The organism is Mycetocola sp. Y791 (assembly GCF_059445325.1).
In genome coordinates, this window is sequence record NZ_JCAIUC010000001.1 from 42010 (window position 1) to 56608 (window position 14599).

Sequence of the window (14599 nt, forward strand, 5' to 3'; positions counted from 1 at the left end):
GCGGTCCGTTGTGGTTTTATCGGTGCGGATGACCGTGAAGCTCGAGGCATGTGACTCCTGATGACGCGGGGAAGCTTTATTGACAAATGTCAACTATAACATTGACAAACATCAATTATAACCCACGCTAAGGGTTCTGTCACGTGACCGTCGCTGCCTCGATTGGCGCGGAGCCGCCGGGTCATGTAGTCTCTAATACGGCCTGCGGAGCGAGAGATTGTCTCCCGGCCAAGCCCATGCGCCCGTAGCTCAACGGATAGAGCATCTGACTACGGATCAGAAGGTTGGGGGTTCGAATCCCTTCGGGCGCACGGTATGCCCCGGAAAGACGCCGATTACGGCTGTCTCTCCGGGGCTTTTTCGTTGGTGCCCCACACTATCCCCACACTTTGAATTGCTGACCGGGTTCTGTGCCCGCGTTCCCTGGGCTTGTTCTGGGAGCGCGGTATACCGCGGGTTCGGGTCTGTCGGTCCGTTACAAGAGCACGGGTGCGTGCCACCTAGACGGTGATCTCCCACTCGGCGGCTTGCGCTTCTCGGGCCTCGCGTTCCGTCGACGGCGGGAAAACGTTGCGGTAGCTGGAAATCTCACCGGTGATGACCTTGACGATCACGTCCACCATTTCCTGCGGGTCGCCCTGCCCCGGGTAGGTAAACGTTGGTAGCTGCCAACCCGGCAGGACCGCCGTCTCCGGGTCGTACCAATAGGACGACGCTTCGATCGCGGTGTCGTTGAAGCCGGTTTGGAAGGGCCCGGGCTCCACAGTCGCCACGGTGACGCCGAGGGGCTTCAGCTCCTCCCGCAACGTGGCGGCGATCGCCTCGATCGCGTACTTCACCGCGGTGTATGCGCCGCCGAAGGGCTGAGCCAGCAGGCCGGCAATGGAAGAGTTGAACACGATCTTGCCGCTGCCGCGAGCGGCCATCTGACGGATGAAGCTCTTCGTCAACTCCAGGGGAGCAAACACGTCCGACTCGAAGTTCGCCCGAATGAGCGACATCGGCATGTCGGTCAGATTTCCGATGTAAGCCACGGCCGCGTTATTGAACAGCACGTCGACGTCATAGCGGAGCGCGTGCGCAACGTCGACCTCGTCGAAAAGGTCGAGCTTGATGACCTCGATGTTCTCCAAGCCGGCGGCCGCGATCTCTTGGCGCAACTGCGTCGCCTGCGGCCAGATCTGCACCCCCGCGATAACCCGATACCCGAGACGGGCCAAATCGAAGGCGGCGAGTCGGCCGAAGCCAGTACCTGCGCCGGTAATAAGAACGGTATTCATGTCGGCCTTCTTTCGTTGGTAACTAACTGGTTGGTATTTAAGGTAAGGGCGCCGTGTGTGAATGTCAACTAGCTAGTTAGTTATTGATGCGCATGACGGCGCCGAAGGGGTGAACCGACGACGAGGATCGAGCGCCACAGCCGAGGTCGCCCAGCATGAGCTGGAGGCTAACGAGGCCAAAACTTCCGCCGCCTTGCGACGAACCGGTGCGGACTTGCCAAAGCGGGCAGGCCGAGCACGAACACGAACGGGTTGGAGATCAGGGGTAAGGGGCAGGCCGCACACGCCCATGGCGGATTCATGAAACTTGGAAACGCCACGCGCGAACGGATACTCGATGCAGTGACCGCTGAGTTCGCGCAGTTCGGGATTGAAGCCATCGAAGGCCCCGCCTCGCCCACTCCGGCATCTCGGACGGGCGCGTCAGTGCGCGACACCAAGCAGGCACCAACTAGTTGGTTCTATCATGGTCACCATGAGAAAAAGTGGGGAAGCGAGCCGAGCCAAGATCCTTGAGGCGGCGAAGACCGAGTTCGCGCAGTACGGTATTGCCGGAGCTCGCGTGGCTCGAATCGCGGACAACGCAGGGGTCAACAAAGCACAGTTGTATGCCTACTTCGTCAGCAAGGAATTGCTGTTTGACGCTGTCTTCGCTGAGGCAATCAACTCGATCATGGACGCCGTCCCCTTCACTCCGGAGGACCTGCCCGGGTACGCGGTCGCGCTCTACGACGACCACCTCGAGCACCCGGAGTTGGTGCGGCTGGCGACGTGGTCTCGGCTCGAGCGGCGGCCCACGGGGCATCTCAGTAGTGAGCTATCGACCGAATATGGCAACAAGGAAATCGCTATCGCGGCGGCGCAGGATGCCGGTCTCGTCGACGAAAAGTTCGATCCCTTCGACATCATCGCGAGCGTTGTCGCCATCTCGATGGCCTGGTCGCCAACGAGCACTGTATTCGCCGCTAGTCCGACGGATCCTGCCGCTGAGCACGAGCGCCGCCGGGATGCCTTGCGAACAATCGTCGCGCGAGGATTCGCGCCGTCGACTCAGCAGATCTGAGCAACTGACTACCGAGGGTCTCGTGAGCGAGTCCATCAATCCACTCGGTGCATACCCTGTGGCAGAGCTGGCCGGCATCGTTGGTGGCGGCACGCGTCATGTGCCGGGGTTACGAACTGCCAGACGGACGAACGAGCAGGCCCGACCCTATGCTCCCGCCGGCCTCGACGACGACGATCGACAGTGCGATCGCCCCGAGCATCCCGGTGAGAAGCAGCGGGTGGGCGCGCCGAAAGCTCGCATGAAGAGACGTTGAGCGTGAAAACGACGAGCAGGGACACACGGAGCGGCACGGCAACCGACGCGAGCCAGAGGCGTTTCACAGCTCCTTCATGTCGAGGACGAATCGGAACCGGACGTCGTTGCGTTCGAGTCGCTCGAGTGCTGTGTTGACGTCGCGCGCGGGCAGGACCTCGACGTCGGCGGTGATGCCGTGCTCATTGCAGAAGTCCAACATCGCCTGTGTTCCCGTGGTTCCTCCGCCGCCTGCTGAGGCGATGCTCCTTCTCCCGAAGAGCAACGCGAAGGGGTCGAATTGCAGGGAACCGAGCGCGCCGAGAGCGCACAGTGTCCCGTCGAGCGCGAGGGTGTGAAGGTACGGGGTGAGGTCGTGTGGCGCCGAGGCGGTGTCGACGATGAGGTCGAACCGGTTCGCTTGCTCCTGCATGGCCGCCTCATCTCTTGACATGATCACTTCGTCCGCTCCCAAGAGTTCCGCACCGGCGGCCTTCTGCGCGGATGTGGTGAACAGGACGACGTGGGCGCCGAGTGCATGGGCGAACTTCACGGCGAGGTGTCCGAGGCCGCCGAGTCCCACGATTCCGACGGTCTTGCCCGGTCCGGCGCCCCAGGCGATGAGGGGCTCCCAGACCGTGACTCCCGCGCACATGAGGGGAGCGACGCCGGCGGGGTCGAGCTTGTCGGGGAGGGCGTAGACGAACTTCTCCTTCGCTACGTATTCAGTCGAGTACCCGCCTTGAGTCACGGTTCCGTCGATGCGGTCGGTGCTGCCGTAGGTGAGGGTGGGGTATTCCAAGCAGTAATTCTCTTGGTTGGCAAGACACATGTAGCAGGCGCCGCACGAATCGGCGAGGGTTCCGACCGCGACGGGGTCTCCCAGCCGGAATCGAGTGACATCGGTTCCTATCGCCGTGACGAGGCCGACGAATTCGTGCCCTGGGACGAGGGGCTTGTTCCCGTGGCGGTGGATCTCGTTGAGGTCGGAGTGGCAGACTCCACAGAAAGTCACGTCGATGGCGACATCGTCTCCACGCAGATCGCGCCTCTGAATGGTCTGAGCAGTGAGGGGCTGGCCGTCCGTGACAGCGACGAGTGCAGTGGTTTCTCGCATGGGATCTCTTCTTTCGTAGTGGAGTGCGGTTGGTGATGAGGAGCGGACGGATGCGTTTCGGGGAGGCCGGTGCGGAGCTGTGACGGTGACGCCTCTGCGCCGCACCCTGCTGGTCGGAGTCCGATGACGACGGTGTTCTTCTCGTGCGTCTTGGGGTTGGGGTCGATCGTGTGGAGCGCGCCCCCGGACGCGGCGGGCACCCAGAAGCCACTGACGAAGAGCTGGTTCGCGACACCGGCGATGAAGACCGGTCCCGGACGCGTCCCAGGGTCGAGGCGAAGAGAGAGGAACATGGTCAGTTCTACTAACAAACTAGTCGGTTACTGATTTGTCAATAACGTAAGGCCTGCCCGTCCGAAAGTCAACCAACCAGTTAGTCAAACCAGCCGCGGAGGTAGTCTCGCTTCACGCGCCGGACGGCGATGATGTCACCGACACAAGGATCCTGGCGATCGCTCTCGCTCAAGATCCCGAGCTCCGCAGCGGGTTGAGGCGCGCGCAGCTGAGCTGGTGCCGTCCTGGCTGCAGCGCTACCACTCCGCCACCACCCGGCTCTCAGAGGCGGCCCGGGAGGAGTTCGACCGCGTCCGACGTCAGTCCAGCTCGCCCGAACGAACTAATTTCACAATCCCGCCGGGCGCGAACGGTGACCGGCGAGGGGCGACCCATAAGTGGCATGTCCTCTCCGATGAGTTCGGCAACTACCGAGCTGACCTGCAGTCACTCGAGCAGTACGTGCTCGAGACGGAGCTCTGCCATGCAGCTGTCGTTTGGTACCGCAACCCATCGAATCGGGCCAAGATCGCTCTCGTCATTCCCTGGCAGAAGCGGGACGGCTGGCACAGTCTGTACATCGACTTCCTCTTCGTCCACGCATCCGCGGGAGTGCTAAGGCCTTCGATTGTTGACCTGCACGGTGCGTTCATTACGAAGCCGTCGGCAAGCTCAGGGGCCTTGCCGCATACGTCGAGAAGCACCCAGATGTGTTTCACCGTGTGCAGGTCGTTGACCAGCTCGAGGGCCGGTACCGAAATGCTGGATCTGCTCGACGATGGTGTGCGTGCCGCTCCTCACGTACAAGGGCAAGGACACCGACGATGCCGCTGAGCTTTGATGCGCTCAAACCGGTACTGATCGCATCTGCAATGCCCGCCGGAACCCCTCCGGCCGTGCCTCGCTGAGTCATTACTCACGTCGCCGAACCGCTTCGGCGCCGACCGTGATCCGAACCCAGCAACTGCCCAAGTGCTGGGCGGCCCGGTCGGCTGTGGGACGGTTCGAGATGGTCCCGCTTGCTTCGTCACGTTCGTCCGCTCTCTCTACGGATCAAAAGGGCTGGGGGTTCGAATCCCTTCGGGCGCACGGTATGCCCCGGAAAGACGTCGATTACGGCTGTCTCTCCGGGCTTTTTTGTTGGCGCCCTGCGCCGGTCTGGCTCGCCGCTGGCCTGGCAGCGGGATCTCGACTCAGCGCTGTGTCGCTGCACTGCCATGGTCGTCGCCAGCCTGAGTTGATTGAACTCCGAGATTACGGATGCTCAAGGCGCAGGCGATTTGGGATGGCCGTTCACGGGGCGCGCAGGTTGGAGTGGCAGCAATTGCTTACTTCAGCTGAACGCAAATGTCTTTGTTGACGCCGGGGGTGCGAGCGGGTTACTCTGTGTGAGTTATACGAATAACTGGCTTACGAGGAGGTGAGACATGGTACCCAAACGCAATAGCCCGACAATGTGGGAAGTGGCCGAGCGCGCCGGAGTGTCTCAGGCGACGGTCTCCCTCGTGCTCAATAACGTTGGCGGAAGTCGAGTAGCTGACGCGACCAAGGCCCGTGTCCTCGACGCGGTCGAGGAACTTGGTTTCCGCACAAACGCTTTCGCCAGGTCCCTTCGAAGCGGCAAGTCGGGAATGATCGGTTTCATCTCAGACGAAGTCGCAAGCGCCCCCTTCGCCGGCAAACTCCTCAAAGGAAGCCAGCTCTGCGCCTGGGAATCGGGAAACGTTATCCTCAGCGTCGATACGTTCAACGAACCCGAGCTCGAAGCGGCCGCGATCGAAATGATGCTGTCCTACCGCGTTCAAGGCGTCGTTTACGCCTCGATGTACCACCGCGTTCTCGATGTGCCAGCAGCCTTGGCGGGAATACCTACCGTGGTCGTCAATGCGCAGGATCGCGCTCGCCTGGTGCCCAGCGTCTTCCCCGATGAGGAGCTGGGCGGATACACTGCCGCGAAGCATCTAATCGAAGCGGGCCATACGCGGATCGGGATGATCAACATTCAGTCATCTGATAGCGATTTGCCCGCAGGGATCGGTCGACTCGCGGGTTACCGCCGAGCCCTTAATGAAGCTGGCATCGGGGAGGACCCGCGTTTCGTCCGGTATGGTTCCGGAATCGTTGAAGACGGCTTCGACCTGACGCGAGCTCTCATGAAGGAGACTGAGCGACCGACTGCGATCTTTTGTGGCAACGACCGGACCGCGTGGGGCGCATACCGCGCCCTGGAGTCGCTTGACCTTCGCGTGCCGGACGACTGCTCGATCGTCGGCTTTGATAATCAAGACACCCTCGCGCCCTACCTTGACCCTGGGCTGACCACCGTTGCGCTGCCCTATGAGGAGATGGCCCGCCGGGCCGTCGAACTGCTTCTCGCCGCTGAGGAGCCGACCCAAAATCCCATCGAATGTTCATTGGTCCGTCGTGGATCAGTGGCGAGTGCAAAGGTGCCCGCATGACCACAGAAACATCGCCGCAGATAATCTCCCGAGCAAGGCCAGAACTCAAACGCAGTCGAGCGCGTTCGCGCCTACGGCGCGCACTTCAGTCATGGCAGTTATACGTATTACTAACCCCGGCAGTTGTCTACATTGTGCTGTTTAAGTACTGGCCGATGTATGGAGCCCAGATCGCCTTCCGCGACTACAACCCCGCTGACGGGTTCGCCGGCAGTCCGTGGGTCGGGTTGGAGCACTTCATCCGATTTGTCGAGTCGTTCCAATTCGAGCGACTTCTGGTGAACACTCTGACCGTGAACGCGCTGGGTTTGCTGCTCGCGTTCCCGGTGCCGATAATCCTCGCGCTCATCGTGAACCAGCTGCAGAGCGACCGATTCAAGAAGCTCACTCAGACTGTGCTGTACTCGCCGTCCTTCATTTCGGTCGTCGTTGTGGTCGGGATGATCCACCTGCTGTTCTCTCCGCGATCAGGAATCGTCAACAACGCGATCGTGACCTTTGGGGGCGACCCGATTTTCTTTATGGGGTCTCCGGACTGGTTCCGGCCGTTGTACATCGGGTCGGACATCTGGCAGAACGCCGGTTTCTCGATGATCGTTTACCTCGCGGCGCTCACTGCGATCGACCCTGCGCTGCACGAAGCCGCTCGAGTCGACGGAGCGAATAAGTGGCAGCGGATCCGGCACATCGACATCCCCGGCATCATGCCGGTAATCACGATCCTATTTATCCTCGCGATCGGCAACCTGTTCAACCTCGGCTTCGAGAAGGTCCTGCTGATGCAAACCGATCTCAACCTGCCCACGTCCGAAGTCATCCAAACCTATGTCTACAAAGCGGGCTTGCAACAAGCACAGTTCAGCTACTCAGCCGCAATTGGGCTGTTCAACTCCCTAATCAACCTCGTTCTGCTGCTGACCTTCAACTGGGTCGCCCGCCGTTCGGGCCAATCGAGCCTTTGGTGATGACGCCATGACCCACACACTTCCCAGTGCACCTGAACGACTTGTGAAGTCGTCGCCCTCCGCTGACGGCCTGGAGTACCCGCGGCCGAAAAAACGGGGCAGCGTCGGCAATCGTTTTGCAGACCCGGTTTTCAACACGATCGCGATTGGCACTCTCGTTCTGGCCATGGTCGCCATCATCTACCCGATGTACTTCATCGTCATCGCCTCCGTTAGCGAGCCGACCGAGATCCTCAACGGAAACGTGTGGTTATGGCCACAAGGGTTCACGATCGAGGGCTATACGCGGATCTTCTCCGACCCAACCATTCTCCGCGGGTTCGGCAACTCCGTCCTGTATACCGTGCTGGGAACGATCATCAGCGTCACGACGATTCTCTGTGCCGCATATGCGTTGTCCCGGAAAGATCTCTACGGGCGCACGTTCTTCATGCTGCTGTTCATCATCACGATGTTCATCGACGGTGGTCTCATCGCCCGCTACCTGGTCGTTCGCGACCTCGGCATGCTGGACACCATCTGGGCTGTTGTGCTGCCGGGAGCGGTCGGAGTGTGGAACCTCATCATCGCCAGGGCCTTCTTCGAGAACAACGTTCCTGGGGAGCTCCGCGACGCCGCGCAGATGGACGGAGCCAACGACTTTCGATTCTTCTTCAGCATCGTGCTGCCGCTGTCCAAACCACTGATTTTCCTTATGATCATGATCCACCTCGTGGCCAACTGGAACGCGTTCTTCGACGCCTTGATCTTCCTCGACGACGACAGCAAATACCCCCTTCAGCTAGTGCTCCGCAACGTGCTCATACAGTCCGAAGTGACTTCCGCAGGAGGCACCGGGGCACTGGATTCCTACGCTGCCGCACAACGCCTGGGAGAACTGATCAAGTACGGAATGATCGTCATCTCCACGATCCCGCTGCTGATCGTCCTTCCTTTCATGCAGAAGCACTTCACCAAGGGCGCACTGCTTGGCGCCGTCAAGAGCTAACCACCTTCCTCCCTCCACCACACCTCGAACAAAAGGAAAGAACATGAGACATCGCCGTTTCTACACTGCTACCGCGATCGCTATCGCGGGCAGCGTCCTCCTCGCCGGCTGCGCAGGCGGAGGGGACGCCAAGAAAATCGAAGACAAGTCAGCTGACTTCGGCTTCAACGAAGAAGGTCTCCCGATTGTCGACAAAACTCTCGCTCTCACCTTCGGCGGCACCAAATCAGCTCTCGCTCCCGACTACTCCGAGATGGAACTCGTCAAACAGTGGGAGAAAGACACCAACATCGCAATCACGTGGAAGAACCTCCCCGAGCAGGTGTATGCCGAGAAGAAGAACCTCATGTTAGCCAGCGATGAGCTGCCCGATGTCCTCTACAACTCAGGGCTCACGGACGCAGAGATCGTTGAGAATGGCGACAACGGGACTCTGTTGCCGCTCGAGGACCTCATCAAGGAACATGCACCAACGCTTTCCGGGATACTCAAGGATCGGCCCGACATTCGAGCTGCCATCACAGCTTCCGACGGCCACATCTACACCCTCCCGTCGGTGGAAGAGCTTGGCGTTCTGCAGTACCCGAACTTCCTCTACATCAACAAGTCCTGGCTCGACGCGCTCGGATTACCCATGCCCTCCACCATTGAGGACTACCGGGTGGCCCTTGAAGCTTTCAAGACCCAGGACCCAAACGGTAACGGGAAAGCAGATGAGATCCCGCTGTCATTCCGAACAGATTCTTTCTGTGCAAACCCTAATGACCTGATCGCTGCCCTCGGCGGGCAGCCGGAGAACAACGACCACCGGATCGTCCGGGACGACAAAGTCGAATTCACCGCGAACACCGATGGTTACAAAGCCGGCGTCGAAGCGCTGGCCGACTGGTACGCCGACGGCCTGATCGACCCCGAGTCCTTCTCCCAGGACGATGTCGCATACCTGTCCAAAGGCAAGTCAGCGACCCCGGTGCTCGGTTCCTTCTTCTGGTGGGAGCTGAAAGAGATGGTCGGCGACGACCGGGTGGGCGACTACGAAATGGTCGGCATTCTCGAAGGCGTCAACGGCGAGAAGCTGGCAAGCGTTGCCAACAACCAAGAAATTGGCCGCGGCGCAATGGTGATCACCCGTGCGAACGAATACCCCGCGGCCACGATGCGTTGGGCTGACCGGCTGTTCGACCCGGTGATGTCTGCGCAGGCCAACTGGGGGCCGATCGGCGTCACTCTTGAAGAAGACGAGAACGGCGTCCTTCAGCAGATCCCCGCAGCAGCAGGAGAATCCGAAGGTGAACGCCGCCAAAAGGTCGCCCCCGGTGGACCTAAGGTCACAACCAAAGAGGACTTCGAAAGCGTCGTCGCGCCCGAGCCCCGCGCCAAGGAACGACAGGACCTCGTCGCAGAGTACTACTCGCCATACAAGGCGAACGATGCTTACCCGCCCGTGATGTTGTCGAACGACGAGCTGAAGCAGGTGTCCTTCGCTGCCACCGATATCAACACTTTCGTCAAAGAGAAGTTCGCATCCTGGATCGTCAACGGCACCGTCGATGACGAATGGAAGGGATACGTCTCCCAGCTCGAGTCCATGGGCGTCGACGACGTCATCGCGACCTATCAGAGCGCCTATGACCGTTTCCAGCAAGGCGGGAAGTAACCGTTCGCCGGTGCGGGAGACACTCTCCCGCACCGGCGTCACAACCGTTTCGCCCGAGTATTGACCCCACCGATCCATCAGGAGTTCTTTGTGACCGCCCCCCGCCCCGAAGTAGCGACAGTCGCCGACCAAACCAACGGCGCCCCGGCGCGCCCGGCCGCACATTTCACCGCTGCCACGTCGTGGCTCAATGATCCCAACGGACTCCTCTATTACGCCGGTATCTATCACCTGTTCTTCCAGACCAACCCACACGCGAATGTGTGGGGGAACCTGTCGTGGGGGCATGCAACGTCCACTGATCTCGTCACCTGGGTCGAGCAGGACATTGCGATTTCGTACACGGCAGACGAAATGGTGTTCTCCGGTAGCGCCGTGGCCGATGTTCACAACACTGCTGGTTTCGCGAAGGAGGGCGAGACCGCGCTCGTCGCGATCTACACCAGCGCTCGTCCACCCCGCGACGACCTTCCCGGAAACCAGGCCCAGTCACTCGCATACAGCGTTGACAGCGGAGCAACGTGGACCCGCTACTCCGGTAACCCGGTGTTGGACATCGGATCTGACGAGTTCCGCGACCCCAAGGTGTTTTGGCACGGCGGCATCTACGGACACTGGGTCATGGTCGCGGTAGAAGCAGTCGCCCGCCAGGTCGTTATCTATACCTCCGCCAACCTCCGAAACTGGACCCTGCGATCACGCTTCGGCCCCGCTCACGCCGTAGAGGGCGTCTGGGAGTGCCCGGACCTGTTCCCCCTCCGCGTGGACGGCACGGACGAGACCCGTTGGGTGCTCGTCGTCAGCCTTAACCCCGGCGGCATCGCCGGTGGGTCCGGTTCTCAGTACTTTGTCGGCGACTTCGATGGGACGACCTTCACCCCGGAACGGCTCTCCAATTCTGTCGATCTGGCCGACTACGACTGGCTGGACTACGGCCGTGACTACTACGCGCCGGTCTCATTCAACGACGCTCCGGACGGACGTCGCCTGATGATCGGTTGGGCCAGCAACTGGCAATACGCTGGTCAAACGCCAACGCACCCGTGGCGTTCCGCCATGTCCTTGGTGCGCGAAGTCACACTCGTCCGCGACCACAGCGGCCGGTACCGAGTCCGACAACAGCCCGTGCTACCCGCCGGCACTTCTGGCGTCACCGTCTTCGACCTGTCCGTCCCGTGCGGGGCGGATGACAGAACGGCCGTGGTCCTTACCGGGGAGACCGGCACCGATCGCGTCGTCATCACGATCGACGGAGATGACAAGAGCATCACATTCGACCGCACCCAGAGCGGAAACGTGACGTTCCACCCTGAGTTCCCATCTGTGGACTGGGCGCCGATCCCTGCTGGGTACATGAGCGAGATTGACCTACTCGTCATCGTTGATTCCTCGATCGTCGAGGTCTACGCCGCCGGAGGTCTCGTCGCTTTCACCGAGCAGGTCTACCCGTCAGCGCCGTTAACCGAGCTCCACGTTGAACAGCTCACGCCCTAGCGACAACGAGCAGAGCGTCGGAGGAAAAGTGGCCAACAGAAACTACTCATCAGCGGAACGCGAGGTGCTCGTGGTGGGGGAGACGATCATAGACATCGTCGAACGCGACGGAACTCGTACCGAGCACGTCGGCGGGTCACCGGCGAACGTCGCCCTCAGCCTTGGCCGACTCGGCCACGAGGTGCGACTCGTGACCTACATCGCCGACGACGAGCGCGGGCGGCAGGCCAGGGCACACCTCAGCGAGTCACACGTGGATGTGATTTCGAGTGACGCCAAGCGAACACCGACGGCGCTTGCGCGTATACAAGCAGACGGCTCCGCGCAGTACACATTCGACATCATCTGGGAACCGGTCGTGCCAGAACTCGGACAAGCGGGTCACGTCCACATCGGTTCCATCGCCGCATTTCTCCTCCCGGGCGCTGATCAAGTCCGTGAACTTCTGCGATCGCTTCCGGCCGGGGTCACAAGCAGTCTCGACCCGAACATACGACCCTCGATTATCGGAGCAAAAGATGACGCTCTCGAACGGTTTGAAACGCTGGCTTCCCTCGCCGATGTCGTAAAGATGAGTGACGAAGACGCACAATGGCTCTACTCCGACCTACCTCCGGAGAATGTGATCGAACGACTGCTCGATCTCGGCGTCCGACTGGCCGTCATCACGCAGGGAAGCGACGGAATGGTTCTCGCTTCACGACACGCGAGCGTCCTCGTCCCGGCGGCTCGGATCACCGTCGCTGACACCATCGGGTCAGGGGACTCCGCAATGGGGGCAATCATCGACGACGTTCGACGATACGGGCTCGAAGACCTCACACCGTCTGCGCTTGGCCGTCTAGGAGCTTGGGCCGCCACTGTAGCGGGCATCACAACGTCCCGGACGGGTTCGAATCCACCGTATCGGGCTGAGCTCACAAGCGTTCGGTATGGCGACGGGGCCTGAGACGAAAATTCTCTTGATGACGCGCCTCAGATCGGCTCGTAGGAAATTGGTTTGAGGAAACGATCAAGCCAAATACTCGGGCGAGGCCTGCGTGCGACGTTCGGCCCGAGACACGCTTCGGGTTGCGGCCGTGGCGCCCGATGGTGCTGCAAGCTGATGTGATGGTGAACACAACCTGAAGCCGACGGGATGTGTGGGAGCTCCGCGACGCGGAAGCGGAATGACTCAGGCTCCGGCCACCAGGGGCGCTCTGGAGAACCCGTGACATCGATCTTCGAACAGGCCCTCGGCCCCGACTTTCAGCGGCTGCACCCGATGCTGCAACGGCGGTTTGGGGTCGGACTTGATGCGGGCTACGGATGTGTCGGCCGCGGCACGATGGCCCACATCAAGCGAGGGCCGTGGTGGACAGTCCCGTTCCTTCGTTTGGGTAAGTTTCGCAACATTCTGATTCCCGACCTCGGGGCCAACGTGCCGTTCACCATCGAAAATTACCCCTACCGCGATCCGTATGGGCGCGAGACCGTCACCTTCGTGCGCGAGTACCGCGTGCGCCGCACACCCAGCAGATTCGACGCGACGATGATCCTGAGCGACGGGAAGGTGGTCGACTACCTGGGGACGCATCAACACCTCGCGGTTGACCTGGACCTGTCCGTCGGACCAGACGGATCCTTGCGTCTGCGTTCTGATGCCCAACGCTTTTACGAGGGACCTGTCGCGTTCCGATTTCCCATGCTGTTCAGTGGGAGAGCCGAATTGCATGAGTCATTCGATGATGAGGCGAACGTCTACCGGATCCGCCTCGAGGTGAGGAATCGTGTCTTTGGATTCCTCTTCGGCTACGACGGTGAGTTCACCTGCGACTATGTTCCAGCCTCTGACGCCCCCGATCGGTTGAAGCCGCGGCGTCACGAGCGTCGAGTCTAGGCAGGCGAAGGGGACAGGCGGCATCCGTGATGCAGCCCCGGGCGACGCCGATCACGGCCGTCTCTCCGGGGCTGTTTCGTTGGTATGCATGGGCCGTTGGTTCGGCCTCATGGAACAGGCCAGACAAGGGTCGTTCCCGCCTCTGGCTAGTGATGTGCACGCATCCGGGCAACCTCTGCCTGGACCCGTTCCTCCGAGACGCCACCGTGCCGTCCAAAGAGGGGAATGCCCCAGGCGAGCGCGGCGATCAGCATTCCGATGATGGGCCAGACGGGCCAGAAGTAGCCTTCGGGAGTCGTGAGGTACCAGATGATCACCTGGACGGCGGCGATGGCCGCCAGCGCTGCGAACACCCATTTGTATGTCGTCTTCGCGATCACGCGTTGACGGGCGGCCTGGTAGAGATCAGTGGAATTGGACATTGTGCGACTTCCTTCGTTTGGTGGAACTCGATTGGATACTTGACTATCTAATGATAAGATACTCCTAATATCCAATGGGGGCAAGATGCAAATTTCAGAACTCGTTCGCCGGGCCGATGTGCCGCTGGCGACGGTCAAGTTCTACATCCGGGAGGGCATGCTGCCTCCCGGTCGCAGCACCAGCGCAACCCGCGCGGAGTACGACGAAAAGCACCTCGACAGGTTGCGACTGATCCGGTCGCTCACGATCGTTGCTGGGCTTCCCCTGAACCGGGCGAAGAAGATTCTCGCCGTGATCGATCACCCTGAAGGAACCATCTACGACATGCTCGGGCGGGCGGTCGAGGCTCTCGCGAGTAGCAATCCGAGCGACGAGTCAGCTGGCGATGAGACGGATCGCTACCCGCGCGCCGCTGCGGCGCTGGCTGCTCTGCCGCCGACCTACAACGCGTCGAACGAGCGCATGGCCGCGTTCGCTCAACTGGATGAGGCACTGCTCGCCGCCGAAGAGGCCGGGATTCCGGTTACTCCGGCCCGATTGCGGCTCTACGGCGACCACATCATGGCAATGGCGCGGGCGGAAATCGATGGGATGCCGACCGGCGACCCGGAGGCGGCTCTGCAGTATGCGGTACTGGGCACGGCTCTGTACGAGCCCATTTTGGCGGCGATCCGTCGGCTCGCGCATCAAAATCTCACCGTTAACGCACGCTAGAGGTCACCCGTGACCGTGCTACCGCGTTCTGCGATTGCAATACGGTCTACAGC

13 protein-coding genes and 1 tRNA gene are annotated in these 14599 nt (G+C 60.9%); 11 read left to right on the forward strand and 3 right to left on the reverse strand.

All coding sequences use genetic code 11. From position 1 onward, the window contains the following. Positions 1–238 precede the first annotated feature (238 nt). Positions 239–311, forward strand: a tRNA-Arg gene (locus AC1C2N_RS00215). 189 nt (positions 312–500) lie between these two features. On the opposite strand, the gene AC1C2N_RS00220 is transcribed toward AC1C2N_RS00215, so the two are convergent. After that, positions 501–1280 (reverse strand): SDR family oxidoreductase, encoded by a 780-nt coding sequence (locus AC1C2N_RS00220; protein ID WP_483405028.1) that lies wholly within the window; start codon positions 1278–1280, stop codon positions 501–503. A gap of 475 nt (positions 1281–1755) precedes the next feature. Here AC1C2N_RS00220 and AC1C2N_RS00225 point away from each other — a divergent pair, with 475 nt between their 5' ends. After that, on the forward strand, positions 1756–2343 hold the full coding sequence (locus AC1C2N_RS00225) for a TetR/AcrR family transcriptional regulator (RefSeq protein WP_483405029.1): 588 nt from the start codon (positions 1756–1758) through the stop codon (positions 2341–2343). 319 nt (positions 2344–2662) lie between these two features. Here the strand turns inward: AC1C2N_RS00225 and AC1C2N_RS00230 are convergent, their stop codons facing one another. After that, entirely contained in the window at positions 2663–3694 is a 1032-nt protein-coding gene (locus tag AC1C2N_RS00230) for an NAD(P)-dependent alcohol dehydrogenase (protein ID WP_483405030.1), read from the reverse strand. Between the two features lie 510 nt (positions 3695–4204). On the opposite strand from AC1C2N_RS00230, the gene AC1C2N_RS00235 reads away from it, so the two are divergent. The 8 genes from AC1C2N_RS00235 to AC1C2N_RS00270 all read left to right on the forward strand — a co-directional run bounded on the left by AC1C2N_RS00235 (position 4205) and on the right by AC1C2N_RS00270 (position 13409). Then, the gene (locus AC1C2N_RS00235; RefSeq protein ID WP_495432421.1) at positions 4205–4801 is read left to right on the forward strand and encodes a hypothetical protein; all 597 of its coding nucleotides are present in this window, start codon (positions 4205–4207) and stop codon (positions 4799–4801) included. 620 nt (positions 4802–5421) lie between these two features. Continuing rightward, the gene (locus AC1C2N_RS00240) at positions 5422–6426 is read left to right on the forward strand and encodes a LacI family DNA-binding transcriptional regulator (protein WP_483405877.1); all 1005 of its coding nucleotides are present in this window, start codon (positions 5422–5424) and stop codon (positions 6424–6426) included. A 155-nt stretch (positions 6427–6581) separates the two neighbouring features. Continuing rightward, positions 6582–7391, forward strand: a complete 810-nt coding sequence (locus tag AC1C2N_RS00245; protein WP_483405031.1) for an ABC transporter permease — start codon at positions 6582–6584, stop codon at positions 7389–7391. Positions 7392–7398: 7 nt separating this feature from the next. Continuing rightward, complete coding sequence (locus tag AC1C2N_RS00250) at positions 7399–8379, forward strand: carbohydrate ABC transporter permease (protein WP_483405032.1); 981 nt, start codon at positions 7399–7401, stop codon at positions 8377–8379. A 43-nt stretch (positions 8380–8422) separates the two neighbouring features. Beyond that, positions 8423–10036, forward strand: coding sequence for an ABC transporter substrate-binding protein (locus AC1C2N_RS00255; protein WP_483405033.1), 1614 nt, complete (start codon positions 8423–8425; stop codon positions 10034–10036). A 90-nt stretch (positions 10037–10126) separates the two neighbouring features. Next, positions 10127–11530, forward strand: coding sequence for a glycoside hydrolase family 32 protein (locus AC1C2N_RS00260; RefSeq protein ID WP_483405034.1), 1404 nt, complete (start codon positions 10127–10129; stop codon positions 11528–11530). Between the two features lie 28 nt (positions 11531–11558). Next, positions 11559–12479, forward strand: coding sequence for a carbohydrate kinase family protein (locus AC1C2N_RS00265; protein WP_483405035.1), 921 nt, complete (start codon positions 11559–11561; stop codon positions 12477–12479). Positions 12480–12740: 261 nt separating this feature from the next. After that, on the forward strand, positions 12741–13409 hold the full coding sequence (locus AC1C2N_RS00270; RefSeq protein ID WP_483405036.1) for a DUF4166 domain-containing protein: 669 nt from the start codon (positions 12741–12743) through the stop codon (positions 13407–13409). 146 nt (positions 13410–13555) lie between these two features. On the opposite strand, the gene AC1C2N_RS00275 is transcribed toward AC1C2N_RS00270, so the two are convergent. Then, positions 13556–13831 (reverse strand): hypothetical protein, encoded by a 276-nt coding sequence (locus AC1C2N_RS00275; protein ID WP_483405037.1) that lies wholly within the window; start codon positions 13829–13831, stop codon positions 13556–13558. A gap of 85 nt (positions 13832–13916) precedes the next feature. On the opposite strand from AC1C2N_RS00275, the gene AC1C2N_RS00280 reads away from it, so the two are divergent. Then, positions 13917–14546 carry a MerR family transcriptional regulator gene (locus AC1C2N_RS00280; protein WP_495432422.1) on the forward strand — a complete coding sequence of 210 codons (630 nt, stop codon included), beginning with the start codon at positions 13917–13919 and terminating at the stop codon, positions 14544–14546. Positions 14547–14599: the final 53 nt, after the last annotated feature.